The organism is Nitratireductor aestuarii, assembly GCF_014641695.1.
GTDB classification, from domain to species: Bacteria; Pseudomonadota; Alphaproteobacteria; order Rhizobiales; family Rhizobiaceae; genus Chelativorans; species Chelativorans aestuarii.
The window spans coordinates 236597-251808 of record NZ_BMIF01000002.1 but is presented as its reverse complement, the minus strand read 5'-3'; the positions used below and the strand labels follow the sequence as shown (position 1 = coordinate 251808).

The window sequence follows — 15212 nt, the reverse complement described above, 5'->3', positions numbered from 1 at the left end:
CAGGAAAACGACTCCGCAAAGAGGCAGGAGGCGGACGGAGGGGGAACTATGAACAGCAAGGTGGAGCTCACCAACGGTTTTGTCGCTGAGCGTGGCCTGTTGTCGCCCGCGCAATTCGCGCAGGCCGAGGAGGTCGTGCAACAGATTCGCGCGTCGGGATTGGAGACGATCCGAATTGCCTTCGCCGACCAGCACGGCGTGGTGCGCGGCAAGACCATCGTCGCCAGTCAGGTCGAGGGCATTTTCCGCAACGGCGTGCCGATCACTTCCACCCTCCTCCTAAAAGACACCTCGCACCGCACCGTCTTCTCCGTCTGGGGCAAGGACGCGGGCCATGGCATCAGCGAGCTGACCGGCGCGGGCGATGTGCTGCTTGTTCCCGATCCGGCCACTTTCCGCGTCCTTCCCTGGTCATCCCACAGCGGCTGGCTTCTTTGCGACGTCTACTTCAAGGACGGTCGCCCCTTCCCGTTTGGCTCGCGGCACATCCTGCGCAATGCTGTAAGCCGCCTCAACCAGCGCGGTATGGACATGGTTTGCGGCCTCGAGGTCGAGTTCTACGTCTTCCGCCTTGATGACCCTCGCCTTGAACACGGCGACGGTGGCATGCCGGGCAACCCGCCGGAGACAAGCCTGATCTCCCACGGCTACCAGTACCTGACCGAGGCCCGTTACGACTCGCTCGAGTTCGTCATGGATGAACTGCGCCGCGCCTGCCAGAAACTCGGCATGCCGGTCCGCTCCATGGAGGCGGAATTCGGCCCCAGCCAGTGCGAGTTCACCTTCGAGCCGGACTCACCCATGAACCACGCGGACACGATGATGCTGTTCCGCTCGACGGTGAAGCAGGTCTGTGCCCGTATGGGCCTCCACGCGACCTTCATGTGCCGCCCCAAGGTGGAAAACGGCATGGCCAGCGGCTGGCACCTGCACCAGTCGATCGTTGATCTGGAGTCCCGCCGCAACCTGTTCATGCCCGAAGGCGACGAACTGCTGACGCCGACGGCCAGCGCCTGGATCGCCGGACTTCTGGACCATGCCGCCGAGAGCTGCATACTGACCACGCCTACCGTCAACGGCTACAAGCGTTACCAGGCGTTCCAGCTGGCGCCGGACCGCATCCAGTGGGGCCGTGATAACAAGGGAACGATGATCCGCGCACTCATCGCTCACGGCGACAAGGCGAGCCGCATCGAAAACCGCATCGCTGAACCGGCCGCCAACCCTTACTACTACTTCGCCTCGCAGATCCTCTCGGGTCTCGATGGCATAGAGCGTCACGCCAAGGCGCCCGAGCCTGTCGAAACGCCCTATGACAGCGATGCCCGCATTCTGCCCACCAGCCTGATCGCAGCGATCGAGGCCTTTGAGGCCAACGGGTTCTACAAGACGGCTATCAGCGGAGACTTCGTCTCATACTTCTCGCACATCAAGCGCGCCGAATGGAGCCGCTACCTGATGACGGTCTCGGAGTGGGAGCAACGCGAGTACTTCTCGCTGTTCTGATTTTCCTGCAGGACAAGAAAAAGGCCGCTCTCTCGGGCGGCCTTTTTTGTTTCTTGTGCGAAGGATCAGATATCCAGGTTCGCCACTGAAAGCGCATTGTCCTGGATGAACTCGCGGCGGGGTTCGACTTCGTCACCCATCAGCCGTGCGAAGAGCGCATCGGCGTCGGTCGCATCGTTGACCTTCACCTGCAGCAGCGAACGCGCGTTCGGATCGAGCGTGGTCTCCCAAAGCTGCTCCGCGTTCATCTCGCCCAGTCCCTTGTATCGCTGGACGGTGAGGCCACGGCGGCCCGTTGCAAGCACGGCCTCAAGTAGCGAGACAGGACCTGTCACCGGCTCGGTCTTGTCATTGCGACGCAGAACCGGAGGCTTCGCGAACACATCCTGCAGCCTCGGCGTATAACGGTCGATCGCCCGCGCGTCGGCTGAATTGATCAGCGCAGCGTCGAGCACGACGATGTCACGCACGCCACGCACCGTACGCTCGAACTGGTAACCGCCAACGCCTTCGTAGTCAGGATTGACGCGGCCTTCCCAGCCCCGCTCCGTCTCTTCGGAAATCAGATCCAGGCGGCGCGCCACATAGGCAGCAGCAGCCGCGGCCTTCTCCGGGTCCTTCAGAACGTCGGCATTGAGTGCACCGGCAATTGCCGCCTGCTCGACCATTGAACGGTTGTAGCGGGTGTGCAAACCGTTCACCAGGGTGCGCAGGCTGCGGGCTTCCTCAACGATCTCACGCAGATCGCCAGCAAAACGGACCTCGCCATTGGCAAGCTCCAGCTTGGCATCCTGCAGACCGGAATCGATCAGGAATTCTTCGAAGGCCAGTTCGTTCTTGATGTACTGGAACGACTTGCCGCGCGTCACCTTGTAGAGCGGCGGCTGCGCGATATAGAGGTGGCCGCGCTCGATGATCTCCGGCATCTGCCGGAAGAAGAAGGTGAGCAGAAGCGTACGAATATGTGCACCGTCCACGTCAGCATCGCTCATGATGATGATCTTGTGGTAGCGCAGCTTGTCCGCGTTGAACTCGTCCTTGCCAATGCCGGTGCCAAGCGCCGTGATCAGCGTGCCGATCATCTCGGACGACAGCATGCGATCGAAACGCGCGCGCTCGACGTTCAGGATCTTACCGCGCAGCGGCAGGATCGCCTGGTTCTTGCGCGAACGTCCGCTCTTCGCTGAGCCGCCTGCGGAGTCACCCTCGACGATGAAGATTTCGGACTTGGCCGGATCCCGCTCCTGACAATCCGCGAGCTTGCCGGGCAGTGATGCGATATCGAGCGCACCCTTTCGGCGGGTAAGCTCGCGCGCCTTGCGCGCGGCTTCGCGGGCTGCGGCTGCTTCGATCACTTTTGCGACCAGCACCTTCGCCTCAGCCGGATGCTCTTCGAACCAGGTAGCAAGCGCCTCGTTGACGAGGCTTTCGACGACCGGACGGACTTCCGACGAAACCAGCTTGTCCTTGGTCTGGGAGGAGAACTTGGGATCCGGAACCTTGACCGACAGCACGGCCGTCAGGCCTTCGCGGCAGTCGTCACCCGTGACCGAAACCTTTTCCTTCTTGGTGAGGCCGGAGCTCTCGCCATAGGACGTGACCTGACGCGTAAGCGCCGCCCTGAAGCCGGCAAGGTGCGTACCGCCGTCACGCTGAGGAATGTTGTTGGTGAAGGCGAGCACCGTCTCGTGGTAGGAATCGTTCCACCACATGGCCACTTCTACCGTGATGCCGTCCTTCTCGTTTCCGATCGAGATCGGCTCGGTGATCAGCGGCTTCTTGGCACGGTCGATGTACTTCACGAACTCGACGATACCGCCCTCGTAGACGAATTCCTGCACCTTCGGATCCGCATGGCGCGCATCCGTCAGCACGATGTGCACGCCGGAATTCAGGAACGCGAGCTCGCGCAGACGCCGCTCCAGCGTCTCGAAGTTGAACTCCACCATGGTGAAGGTCTCGGGCGACGGCAGGAACGTCACTTCGGTTCCGGTTTCATCGCCGCACGCGCCGGTTACGGCCAGCGGCGCATCCGCCACACCATGCGTGAAGCTCATCTCATGGATCTTGCCGTCACGGCGAATCTTGAGCTTGAGCCAGATCGACAGCGCATTCACCACCGAAACGCCCACGCCGTGCAGACCACCAGAGACCTTGTAGGAGTTCTGGTCGAACTTGCCGCCCGCGTGCAGCTGCGTCATGATCACTTCAGCCGCGGAAACCCCTTCGCCCTTATGGATGCCGGTAGGAATGCCGCGTCCGTTGTCGGTAACGGTGCAGGAACCATCGGGATTGAGAGTAACCGTGACGCGCGTCGCCCAGCCCCCGAGGGCCTCGTCGATCGCGTTGTCGACCACCTCATACACCATGTGGTGGAGGCCGGATCCGTCATCCGTGTCACCGATATACATGCCGGGACGCTTGCGGACGGCATCGAGCCCCTTCAGCACCCTGATTGATTCAGCACCATATTCGGCGTTAGCGCCGCGGTTAGTTTCTGGCGTGTCGTTCATGAACAGCTTTCGTCATGGAGGCTTTTCTGAAGGCATCGCAGGAGCGCGACGAATCGAGGGCCTTCGCACAGCTAACATATAGGCTTTTCAGCTCATTTTTCCAAGTTTCAGCCCCGAATCAATTGGGGGTATCGGGGAATTTCGAAGTGCTTCTACCCTTTGCGTTTGGCAGCAAAGGGGATTATGAAGCGGCCTGAAGATTTATGTTGAGCCCACCTCGAGGCATCTATGGTCATGATCAGCGATAAACCCAAGCTTGTAACGGTTTTCGGCGGTACCGGCTTCCTTGGCCGCTACGTCGTACAGGCGCTTGCGCGCCGGGGATATCGTGTTCGCGTGGCCTGTCGCGATCCGCACAGGGCAATCTGGGTCCAGACCCTCGGCAACATGGGTCAGGTGCAGCCGATCCAGGCGAACTTGCGCTACCGCTGGTCGGTGGATCGCGCTGTCGCCGGTGCGGACCACGTCATCAACCTCGTCGGCATCCTCTACGAGTCGGGCCGCCAGAACTACGGCGCGCTCCACGTGGCAGGCGCCCGCGCCGTTGCTGAAGCAGCCGCAGCTGCTGGCGCAACACTGACCCACACTTCGGCAATCGGTGCCGACATCCAGTCTTCTGCCGGTTACGCCCGCAGCAAGGCCCATGGCGAACAGGCCGTGCTGAAGGCCATGCCGGATGCCGTCATCATGCGCCCATCCATCGTGTTCGGCCCGGAAGACCAGTTCTTCAACCGCTTCGCCAACATGGCCCGCTTGTCGCCCTTCATTCCGCTGATCGGCGGCGGACACACCAAATTCCAGCCGGTCTATGCAGCTGACGTTGCCGAAGCCTACGCGAAGGCGGCTGACGGCGAGCTTGCCGCTGGCACCTACGAACTCGGCGGACCGCACGTCCTGACGTTCCGCGAGTGCATGGAAGACATGCTGGAGATCATCGGCCGCAAGAAGATGCTCGTATCCATCCCGTGGTCGATCGCCCGCCTTCAGGCGAGCATCCTCGGCATGCTGCCGAAGCCGCTTCTGACGGTTGATCAGGTGAACATGCTGCAGACCGACAATGTCGTTTCTGATGCAGCCAAGGGTGAAGGCCGCACGCTGGAGGCCATGGGTGTCGAGCGCCACTCGCTGCACGCGATCCTGCCGACCTATCTTTGGACCTACCGTCCGACCGGCCAGTTCACGCAGCCGCAGGCCTGAAACTTTAAGGGCGCCTCTCGGGGCGCTCTTTTCATTTGCGGGTCAAGCCGCCTCTTCGGCGCATTTTTCACAGCGGCCGCGGATCTCGATCGTCGTCTTCGAGGCCTTGAAGTTGTGCGCCCTGGCCCAGCTTTCGAGCCGTCCCTCCACTTCCTTGTCGCCGAACTCCGACACCTTCCCGCACTTCTCGCAGATCGCGAAGGCGATGGTTGAATGCGCATGGCATTCCGGGTGCGCGCAGGCGACGAACGCATTGATGCTCTCGAGGCGATGTACGAGACCGAACTCCAACAGCTTGTCGAGCGCGCGATAGACCTGCAGCGGCGCCCGAAAACCCTTGTCTCGCAGCGCGTCAAGAATGGCGTAGGCGCCAAGCGGTCCCTCGGCGCTGTCTAGCGCCTTCAGCACAAGGGCCTGGTTCCGGGTCAGATCAGGATGCGACAGGGCTGTCATTTCAGATGGTCTCCCGCCGGCCCCGCCATGGGAGCCGGGCAATGCTGAGGAGGAAAAGCAAAAGCGCCGCCACCACGATCGAGGGACCGGACGGCGTATCGAACTGCAGGGAGCCGGTTAGGCCCACGACCACGGCTACAGCTCCGGCCAGCGCCGCAACGATAGCCATCATTTCGGGCGTTGCGGAAAGCCGCCGCGCCGTTGCCGCCGGAATGATCAGCAGCGACGTGATGAGCATGATGCCGACGACCTTCATCGCGATCGCGATCACGGCCGCCATCAGCAGCATGAAGATGATCCGTGCGCGTTCCGGGCGAAGCCCCTCGGCTTCGGCGATCTCCGGATTGACCGTCGCGGCAAGCAGCGGCTTCCAGAGCCACGCCAGGATGGCGAGCACTGCAGCCCCGCCGCCCCAGATCAGCGCGAGGTCAAGCTTCGAGACGGCGAGAATATCGCCGAACAGCAGGCCCATCAGGTCGAACCGGACGGTGCTCATGAAGGCAACCATAACGAGACCGATGGCGAGCGTGGAGTGGGACAGAATGCCGAGCAACGCATCCGTTGAGAGCGCTTCCTGCTTTTGCAGCAGCAGCAGTGCGAGCGAGGCGACAGTCGCGACCACGAAAACGCCTGCAACGACATTGATCTGGAACATGACCGCCAGCGCGACGCCGAGCAGTGCCGAATGGGCCATGGTGTCGCCGAAATAGGCCATCCGCCGCCAGACGACGAAGCAGCCGAGCGGCCCCGCCGCCAGCGCGATGCCGACACCGGCGATGAGCGCGCGCGTGAAGAAATCATCCAGCATCACGCGTCTCCCTTGTGCTGATGCCCATGCGAGTGATCATGGTCATGATGGTGGTGATGATGATGGTCGTCATGCCCACAGCTGTCGGTAATTGTTCCGTCCGCCAGCCGCACCGTTCCATCGGCAAGATGCGTATGGTCGTGATGATGCCGGTAGATCGCCAGTGTCTCGGCAGCGCGAGCACCAAACAGGCGAACATATTCCGGGCTTTCCAGCACCTGCGCGGGTGCACCGCGACAGCAGACGTGGCCATTCAGGCAAACCACCGTATCCGTCTCCGCCATTACCACATGGAGGTCGTGAGAGATCAGAAGAATGCCGCAACCGATCCTATCGCGGATCTCGCGGATGAGCTGGTAGATTGCGATCTCGCCGGTAAAGTCCACGCCCTGAACGGGTTCGTCCAGCACGAGAAGCTCCGGCTCACGGGCGAGCGCACGCGCCAGCAGCGCGCGCTGAAACTCACCTCCAGAAAGTGTCTGCACTTCAGCCTTGGCGCGATGTTCTATACCCGCCGCCTGCATGGCTTCCCGGATGCGCGACTCTGGCAGCGGCCCGGTGAGCGTCATCAGCCGCTCGACCGACAGCGGCAGCGTCCAGTCGATCGCCACCTTCTGCGGTACATAGCCGACGCGCAGGGCCGGCTTGGACTTCACGGCGCCCTCATCGGGTTTCCAGATGCCCAGCGCCATCTTGATCGTGGTGCTCTTGCCGGACCCGTTCGGGCCGATGAGCGTGACAATCTCGCCGCGGCGAACCGCAAGATCCACACCGCGCACGAGCCAGCGCCCGCCGCGATGGAGCCCCGCATTGGAAAGTTCCACCAGGGTTTCTGACTTGCCGTGGTCTGCGCGCATTTTTGTTCCCGCTGTCTTGCAGCACCCTATGCCATACGTTATAGCATAACACAACTGGACGTTATGTTATTACATACAGAGGCACGATGAAAACCCTAAAGCTCACCGCCGCCACCGCATTCGCCAGCATCTTTCTTGCCAGTTCCACTATGGCGATGGACGGCGTCGTAGCCTCCATCAAGCCGATCCACTCGCTTGTTGCCGCTGTCATGGGTGATACCGGAAAGCCGGATCTACTGGTGAAGGGCGCCGGTTCTCCACACACCTATTCGCTCCGCCCCTCGGAAGCCCGGATGCTTGAAGGGGCGAAGGTGGTCTTCTGGGTCGGTGATGAACTGGAGACGTTTCTTACAAAACCGCTCGAGTCGCTCGCGGCGAACGCTACTGTCGTCACCTTGTCGGAAACGCAAGGCCTGACCCTGCTTGATGTTCGCGAAGGCGGATCATTCGAGCACCATGACCATGATCATGACGCGCATGAAGATCACGATCACGATCACGGCAGCAAGGACATGCACCTCTGGCTTGATCCTGAAAATGCGCGGGTGATCGTGAAGCAAGTGGCAAAGACGCTCTCTGAGGCTGATCCTACCAATGCTTCGACGTATGAGCAGAATGCAGAAGCGGTGGACCAGCGTCTCGCAACATTGATCGAGGAGACGAACGCCAGGCTTGCGAGCGTGAAGGAAAAGCGCTTCATCGTCTTCCACGACGCCTATCACTACTTTGAAGACCGTTTCGGGCTCCAGCCGGCCGGAAGCATCAGCGTCAATCCGGAGGCGCCGCCAAGCGCCCAGCGCGTCAAGGAAATCCAGGAGAAAATTGCGTCAGCGAATGCAGCCTGCGTCTTCGCCGAACCGCAGTTTGAGCCGAGGATCGTCACCGTGGTGACCGAGGGTACGAATGCCAAGGCAGGCCAGCTCGACCCGCTCGGTGCGAACCTGGAAGACGGCCCCGACCTCTATTTCAACATGATCGAAAGCCTCGCCACGTCCTTCGTGGATTGCATGGCGCAATAGAAAATGGCCTGCGGCTTCTTCAGCCGCAGGCCATCATTGATCAGCTAGACCAAGAGTTTAGAGCCGGCTCGACCAGTCGTCGATCTCGCGTTCTACGTCTTCCTGAGCCTTTCCATAGTGCTTCTGCAGTTTACCGGAGAGCTCCTTGCGATTACCCTTGATAACATCAAGATCATCGTTGGTGAGCTTGCCCCACTGCTTCTGCACCTTGCCCTTGAACTCTTCCCAATTACCTTCGACCTGGTTCCAATTCATGATCTGGTTCCTCTGCTGTGATCGTTGTCATTCCAACGTGTTTAACAGTCGATGGTTCCAGCCTTGAACATCTTCTTCGAACAGGATCTCAGAGTGAATCGGCGACATCGCTCCACGCGCGGGCTTTGCGCAGCGCCGCGATGAACTTCTCGCTTGCTTCATCCAGAGTACCATCATTGACGATGGTCATCTCGCCTTCAACGGCCAATTCGCTGGCTTCCGCACGCTTCAACCGCTCCGCAATGGCCTCGGTCCCCTCGCGGCCCCGCTTGCGCAATCGCTCCGCCAGCACGTCGGCCGGCGCGGTGATCACAACGGGAAGAACATACGCATAGCGCTGCCTCAGCTGAACGATCGCCGCACGTGAAACATTCGCCACAACGATACCACCACCCTCGACAAACCGATCCATGGAAACGGGAAGCCCGTAGGAGAGACCGTTTGCGAACCAGTGCGCGGCGAATGCCCCTTCCGCCACCATCCGCTGGAACTTCTCCTCGTCGACGCTGTCATGGTCTTCCGTGTTGCGGTTGGCTTCCCGCGTGATGACGCGGCGGACGAAGGAAACGTCCTTCGCAAGGTCGCCCAGCCGCTCGCGGGCATGGTTCATCACTGAATCCTTGCCTGCGCCCGACGGGCCAACAACGGCTACGACGACACCGCCACCGATCAAATCCTCTGGCGGATCGGTTCGCTCAGACATCATGAAATTCACGCTACGCGCACCCCCTCCCGATAGACACACCTAACGACGGGAATACCATTTCCAAGCTCGACGCGCACCAGATCTGCGCGCATGCCCGCTTCGATCGCGCCACGATCCGTCAGCCCGGCCGCCCGGGCAGGATTGCGCGTCACCATGGCAATGCCTTGCGGCAGGCTCACCCCATCGATGAGTTCGCTCACCAGGAAGCCCGCCTGCAGCAGACTGAACGGAATGTAGTCCGAAGAGAGAATGTCGAGACAGCCGCGCTCCGCCAGCTCCCGCGCAGAGACATTGCCGGAGTGTGACCCACCGCGCACAAGATTGGGCGCTCCCATCAGCACAGCCATGCCGGCTTCGCGGGAGGCCAGTGCCGCTTCAATAGTCGTTGGGAACTCTGCCACGCTCACACCATCACCGATTGCTTCCTCGACATGGGCAAGCGTAGCATCGTCGTGGCTGGCGAGGACAATATTCCGCCCGCTAGAGGCTGCGGCAATGGCCCGGCGGTTGGAGCGGGAATTCTCCTCCGACTGCCGCACGCGCTCAGCGCAGAAGCGACGGAACTCCACGTCATTCAGGTTCAGCTTCTTCTGGTAGTATTCGGCGTATTTCTCCAGCGATGAGAACTGCCGCTGACCCGGCGCATGGTCCATGAGCGAAGCCATGCGAATCGCAGGCAATTCGCGGAACGCTTCGAACGTATCGAGGCAATCAGGTGCCGAAACCTCGCATCGCAGGTGGATGAAATGTTCCGCCCGCAACGTGCCCGCAGCACTCGACTGGACAATCGCGTCGGCGAGCTTGCCCATGTCATCGCCAGTCAGATCCGCAAAATCATCCATACCGCAGCGGAGCGCGTCAAAAACAGTGGTGATGCCCGAAGCCGCGATCTGCGCATCATGCGCCTGCACGGCTGCCTTGGGGTTCCAGCGCACACCCGGACGCGGCGCATAGTGGGTTTCGATGTGATCGGTGTGCAGCTCCACCAGTCCGGGGATGATGAAGTCGCCGTTCATGTCCTCGCCGGTTCGCGCCACACCTTCGCTGACTTCGGCAATCCTGCCATCGCGCACGACAACGCTACCCAGAACGACCTCGTCAGGCAGAACGATACGCGCGTTACTCAGAACCAGCTCACCAGCCATCAGGCGACTTCCTCTCTCGCCGCGAAGGCATTCATGACTTCGACATGGAACGGCTGATCTGCACCTGGCTGCGCGAACAGGGCGAACCCGCCGATTTCGAGCGGCTCCTCCAGCAGCGGATTGAAAATCGTCTCGAGCACTGACTGCACTTTCTCGGCTTTGTCTTCCGGCACTTTTCCCGTGAGTGTCATATGGAAGCGGAAATCGGCGAAAACATGCGGGTAGCCCCACGTCCGCAGGTTCTGCAGCTCTGATGCCGAAAGCTTCTCCGGTTCCCGTCGCTGGAATTCCGCGTCCGTCAGCGGTGCGCGGAACCGCTCGAAACGCCTCACCGCCTCATCCGCAAGTTCGCTAAGTTCGGGTGACGGCCCATCGGGCACGATCGCAAAGAACCGCCCGATCCGCGAAACCTTCATCTTCTGGGCGAAGGGCTTTCTTGCAAGCGCCAGCGTTTCCAGTTCGGCCCTGAGCTCCGCCTGGCTCACACCATCAGCAAGCCGAAACGGAGCCTTCATCGTCGCATGGAAGCCGTAGCGCCGCGGCTCTGCCGTCAGCTCCGTTATTTCTTCCCCAGAAAACGCCTCCACGATCAAAGGCTCCACGGACCTGCCCGGGAATGCGCTGCGCTGCAGCCATCGTTCAGCAGTCATGGTCAGTGGATGATCGGCTGGAGGGGTGTAGTAGATGGCAAAGCGCATTGCGTTTTCTCTCGCTCGCTCTTCCATAGACGGTTATTGTGACAAACAGGTGCGGACAAATCAGATGGCAAGCGGCACGGAGCTTGCCTGATCGGCTGATGAGCCGCAACGCATGTTTGTGGACGAGCGCCGCAATGCCGCTGCAAAACGATTGCACCTCGACAAGCCGCACCTGAGCCGCTAGTCGATCCAGAACGACGACGCCAAACAAGCTGGAACAGCCATGAGCAACAACCGTCCCATCGCCATCGCGCCCTCCATTCTTTCAGCGGATTTCTCCCGCCTCGGCGAGGAAGTGGAGACCGTCGCACGGGCCGGAGCCGACTGGATCCATCTCGATGTGATGGACGGCCATTTCGTGCCGAACATCACCTTTGGCCCCGGCATCGTGAAGTCGATCCGCAATCGCACGGACAAGGTATTCGACTGCCACCTGATGATCGCGCCCGCCGATCCCTATCTCGGGGCCTTTGCCGACGCCGGCTGCGATATCCTGACGGTGCACGCTGAGGCTGGCCCGCACCTCCACCGTTCGCTGCAGGCGATCCGCGGCCTCGGCATCAAGGCTGGCGTTTCGCTCAATCCTGCGACGCCCGTCTCCGCCATCGAGCATGTGGTGGACGATCTCGACCTCATCCTCGTCATGACCGTGAACCCTGGCTTCGGTGGCCAGGCCTTCATCCCGGCCATGCTGGAAAAGATCCGCCAGGTCAAAGCGCTTGTGGGCGACCGCCCGATCGACATCGAAGTGGATGGCGGCGTGACTCCAGCCAACGCACAGGTAATTGCCGCCGCCGGCGCAAACATCCTCGTTGCCGGTTCTGCCGTTTTCAAGGGCAACAGCGAAGAGACTTACCGCGCGAACATCTCCGCTATCCGAGCAGCAGCGGAAGCAGCCTGACAAGTGAAAGGACCGGTTCGATTTCGCACCGGTCCTTCTGCCTACCGCGTCAGCGCCTCGGCAATCTTTGCAGCGAGTTGCCGGGCGATCTCGTCCTTGCTGGCCTCGTCCAGGCTTTCGACACCATCCGCCGAGACTAGGTGGACGCGGTTGCGATCCCCACCCATGACCCCGCTCGGCCCGATGCCGCTGCCATGTGACACGTCATTGGCGACGATCATGTCCGCACCCTTGCGAACAAGCTTGCCCTTGGCATTGTCGATCACATCATTGGTCTCGGCAGCAAAACCGACCACCAGTCCCGGACGCTGCGCGTGATGTCCGATGGTGGCAAGAATGTCGGGATTTTCCACCAGCGACAGTGACGGCACTGGCTTTCCCTTTTCCTTCTTCATCTTCTGCGAGGCTTCATTGTCGGTGCGCCAGTCGGCGACAGCCGCCACAAAAATCCCCGCATCCGCCGGAAGAAGCCCTTCCACCTGCGCCAGCATCTCGCGCGCCGTCTCGACGTGATAGGTCGTCACTCCAGCCGGGTCAGGGATGGTGACCGGCCCTGACACTAGATGCACGTCAGCGCCTAACGCCGCGAGTGCAGCTGCCAGCGCGTGCCCCTGCTTTCCGGAAGAACGGTTTGCGATATAGCGCACCGGGTCGATCGGCTCATGCGTCGGACCGGACGTCATGACGATCCGCTTACCGGCAAGGGGCTGATCCTTGGGATTGAGCAGCGCTTCGATCGCCGCCACGATTTCGAGGGGCTCCGCCATTCGGCCTTCCCCTGCCTCGCCGCTTTCCGCCATCTCGCCCTTGTTCGGGCCGACGAAACGGACGCCATCCGCTTCCAGCGTCACGCGATTGCGGCGCGTCGCGGGATGCGACCACATACGCGGGTTCATGGCAGGAGCCATCAGCACAGGCTTGTCCGTAGCCATCAGCACGGCGGATGCGAGATCGTTGGCGTGACCATTGGCGAGCTTCGCCATCAGGTCGGCGGTTGCAGGCGCCACGACGATAAGGTCAGCTTCACGTGAGAGCCGGATATGCCCGACATCATGCTCGTCCGCGCGATCAAACAGGTCGAGGAAGACATGGTCGGCTGAAAGCGCGCCAACGGAGAGCGGCGTGATGAACTGCTGCGCGGCTTCCGTCATGACGCAGCGAACCGCATAGCCGCGCTCGCGCAGCCGGCGGATGAGGTCGAGACACTTGTAGGCAGCAATGCCGCCGCCAATGATCAAAAGAACGCGTTTTCCTGCCACGGGATTGTGTTCCCCTTAGATGCCTTCTCTTCGTATGGCGGATTTCTGCCTTATTGGGAAGAAGCCGGGCGATGAATGGCGCTTAAGCTCGACAAGCCTCCACCAACAAAAAAGCCCCGCGTGCATGACACGCGGGGCTCGATATCAGAGATCGGAAGCGATCTTAGTCCTGGTCTTCCTGCTGCTTGCGCAGAGCCGCACCGAGAATGTCGCCGAGCGAAGCACCCGAATCCGAAGATCCGTACTGTGCAACGGCTTCCTTCTCTTCCGCGATTTCCAGAGCCTTGATCGAAACGCTGAGCTTGCGGGTCTTCTTGTCGAAGACGGTTACGCGAGCGTCAACCTTCTGGCCAACGGAGAAGCGCTCTGGGCGCTGCTCGTCGCGGTCACGGGACAGGTCGGCACGCTTGATGAAGCTCTCGATGTCGTGGTCGACGAGACGAACGTCGAGGCCGCCGTCCTTAACACCGATGACTTCACAGGTGACGATTGCGCCCTTGCGGAGTTCGCCCGAAGCGGCAGCTTCACCGATGGTGTCACGGCCGAGCTGCTTGATGCCGAGCGAAATGCGCTCCTTCTCGATGTCCACATCGAGAACCTGAGCCTTGACCACGTCGCCACGGTTGTACTCTTCGATGACCTGCTCGCCCGGACGGGACCAGTCGAGGTCGGAGAGGTGAACCATGCCGTCCACGTCGCCATCGAGACCAATGAACAGGCCGAACTCGGTCTTGTTCTTGACTTCGCCTTCGACTTCCGAACCAACCGGATGGTTGCGAGCGAAAGCTTCCCATGGGTTCTCGAGCGTCTGCTTGAGGCCCAGCGAGATGCGGCGCTTGACCGGATCCACCTCGAGAACAACAACCTCGACTTCCTGCGTCGTGGACAGGATCTTGCCGGGGTGAACGTTCTTCTTGGTCCAGGACATTTCCGAAACGTGGATCAGGCCTTCGATGCCCGGCTCCAGCTCGACGAATGCACCGTAGTCGGTGATGTTCGTCACGCGACCGGAAACCTTCTTGCCGAGCGGGTACTTGGCGCCAATGCCATCCCACGGATCAGCCTCAAGCTGCTTCATACCAAGGGAAATGCGGTGCGTTTCCTGGTTGATGCGGATGATCTGAACCTTGACCGTCTGACCGATGTTGAGGATCTCGGTCGGGTGGTTGACGCGCCTCCAGGCCATGTCGGTGACATGCAGCAGACCGTCGATGCCACCGAGGTCAACGAACGCACCGTAGTCGGTGATGTTCTTGACAACGCCCTCAACGACCTGACCCTCTTCGAGGTTCTGGACGATCTCGGAACGCTGCTCGGCACGGCTCTCTTCGAGAACGGTACGGCGCGAAACAACGATGTTGCCGCGGCGCTTGTCCATCTTGAGGATTTCGAACGGCTGCGGCGTGTGCATGAGCGGACCAACGTCGCGGATCGGGCGGATGTCCACCTGGCTGCGCGGCAGGAACGCAACAGCGCCGTCGAGGTCGACCGTGAAGCCACCCTTGACCTGGTTGAAGATGACGCCTTCAACGCGCTCGTTCTTGTTGAACTTCTCTTCCAGGCGAACCCAGCTCTCTTCGCGGCGAGCCTTTTCACGGCTCAGCATCGCTTCGCCAAGCGCGTTTTCGATGCGCTCGACGTAAACCTCGACTTCGTCGCCGACGTTCAGCTGGCCGTCCTTGGCCTTCGCGCCGAATTCCTTGAGCGGAACGCGGCCTTCTACTTTCAGACCGACATCAATGATGGCCATGTCTTTTTCGATGGCCGTAATGATGCCCTTTACGACGGAACCTTCAACAGCGGCTTCTGCGCCGAAGGATTCGTCGAGAAGGCTCGCAAAATCGTCGCGAGACGGATTGAATGATGACATTGAAACTCCTGAAACGCCCCTCGGG

The 15212-nt window shown here is 60.9% G+C and carries 14 protein-coding genes; 4 read left to right on the top strand and 10 right to left on the bottom strand.

The genetic code is table 11. From position 1 onward, the window contains the following. The first annotated feature begins 48 nt into the window (after nt 1-48). On the top strand, nt 49-1506 hold the full coding sequence (locus IEX27_RS04855; RefSeq protein WP_188719810.1) for a glutamine synthetase family protein: 1458 nt from the start codon (nt 49-51) through the stop codon (nt 1504-1506). A 65-nt stretch (nt 1507-1571) separates the two neighbouring features. On the opposite strand, the gene gyrB is transcribed toward IEX27_RS04855, so the two are convergent. After that, nucleotides 1572-4019, bottom strand: a complete 2448-nt coding sequence (gene gyrB / locus IEX27_RS04850) for a DNA topoisomerase (ATP-hydrolyzing) subunit B (protein ID WP_188719809.1) — start codon at nt 4017-4019, stop codon at nt 1572-1574. 228 nt (nt 4020-4247) lie between these two features. On the opposite strand from gyrB, the gene IEX27_RS04845 reads away from it, so the two are divergent. Continuing rightward, nucleotides 4248-5216 carry a complex I NDUFA9 subunit family protein gene (locus IEX27_RS04845; RefSeq protein WP_188719808.1) on the top strand — a complete coding sequence of 323 codons (969 nt, stop codon included), beginning with the start codon at nt 4248-4250 and terminating at the stop codon, nt 5214-5216. 42 nt (nt 5217-5258) lie between these two features. Here the strand turns inward: IEX27_RS04845 and IEX27_RS04840 are convergent, their stop codons facing one another. From IEX27_RS04840 to IEX27_RS04830, 3 genes are read right to left on the bottom strand one after another with little or no spacing between them, the layout of a single operon-like run. After that, the gene (locus tag IEX27_RS04840; protein WP_280516462.1) at nt 5259-5660 is read right to left on the bottom strand and encodes a Fur family transcriptional regulator; all 402 of its coding nucleotides are present in this window, start codon (nt 5658-5660) and stop codon (nt 5259-5261) included. Nucleotides 5661-5670: 10 nt separating this feature from the next. Further along, on the bottom strand, nt 5671-6477 hold the full coding sequence (locus tag IEX27_RS04835) for a metal ABC transporter permease (protein ID WP_188719806.1): 807 nt from the start codon (nt 6475-6477) through the stop codon (nt 5671-5673). Then, the gene (locus IEX27_RS04830; RefSeq protein ID WP_188719805.1) at nt 6477-7334 is read right to left on the bottom strand and encodes an ATP-binding cassette domain-containing protein; all 858 of its coding nucleotides are present in this window, start codon (nt 7332-7334) and stop codon (nt 6477-6479) included. Before IEX27_RS04830 ends, IEX27_RS04835 begins: the two co-directional genes overlap by 1 nt. A gap of 86 nt (nt 7335-7420) precedes the next feature. On the opposite strand from IEX27_RS04830, the gene znuA reads away from it, so the two are divergent. Further along, the gene (gene znuA, locus IEX27_RS04825; protein ID WP_188719804.1) at nt 7421-8353 is read left to right on the top strand and encodes a zinc ABC transporter substrate-binding protein ZnuA; all 933 of its coding nucleotides are present in this window, start codon (nt 7421-7423) and stop codon (nt 8351-8353) included. A 57-nt stretch (nt 8354-8410) separates the two neighbouring features. Here znuA and IEX27_RS04820 read toward each other — a convergent pair whose 3' ends face one another. From IEX27_RS04820 to IEX27_RS04805, 4 genes are all read right to left on the bottom strand, one after another. Continuing rightward, the gene (locus IEX27_RS04820) at nt 8411-8608 is read right to left on the bottom strand and encodes a CsbD family protein (RefSeq protein ID WP_188719803.1); all 198 of its coding nucleotides are present in this window, start codon (nt 8606-8608) and stop codon (nt 8411-8413) included. Between the two features lie 88 nt (nt 8609-8696). After that, entirely contained in the window at nt 8697-9311 is a 615-nt protein-coding gene (phnN, locus tag IEX27_RS04815) for a phosphonate metabolism protein/1,5-bisphosphokinase (PRPP-forming) PhnN (RefSeq protein ID WP_244630218.1), read from the bottom strand. An 8-nt stretch (nt 9312-9319) separates the two neighbouring features. Continuing rightward, nucleotides 9320-10459, bottom strand: a complete 1140-nt coding sequence (locus IEX27_RS04810; protein ID WP_188719801.1) for an alpha-D-ribose 1-methylphosphonate 5-triphosphate diphosphatase — start codon at nt 10457-10459, stop codon at nt 9320-9322. Further along, a complete protein-coding gene (locus tag IEX27_RS04805) occupies nt 10459-11157 on the bottom strand; it encodes a DUF1045 domain-containing protein (RefSeq protein ID WP_188719800.1) in 699 nt (232 codons plus the stop codon). The genes IEX27_RS04810 and IEX27_RS04805 overlap by 1 nt, the downstream gene beginning before the upstream one ends. A 223-nt stretch (nt 11158-11380) precedes the next feature. On the opposite strand from IEX27_RS04805, the gene rpe reads away from it, so the two are divergent. Then, nucleotides 11381-12058, top strand: coding sequence for a ribulose-phosphate 3-epimerase (rpe, locus tag IEX27_RS04800; RefSeq protein WP_188719799.1), 678 nt, complete (start codon nt 11381-11383; stop codon nt 12056-12058). A gap of 41 nt (nt 12059-12099) precedes the next feature. Here the strand turns inward: rpe and coaBC are convergent, their stop codons facing one another. After that, nucleotides 12100-13317, bottom strand: a complete 1218-nt coding sequence (gene coaBC, locus IEX27_RS04795) for a bifunctional phosphopantothenoylcysteine decarboxylase/phosphopantothenate--cysteine ligase CoaBC (protein ID WP_188719798.1) — start codon at nt 13315-13317, stop codon at nt 12100-12102. A gap of 163 nt (nt 13318-13480) precedes the next feature. Further along, nucleotides 13481-15187 (bottom strand): 30S ribosomal protein S1, encoded by a 1707-nt coding sequence (gene rpsA / locus IEX27_RS04790; RefSeq protein WP_188719797.1) that lies wholly within the window; start codon nt 15185-15187, stop codon nt 13481-13483. Nucleotides 15188-15212 lie beyond the last annotated feature (25 nt).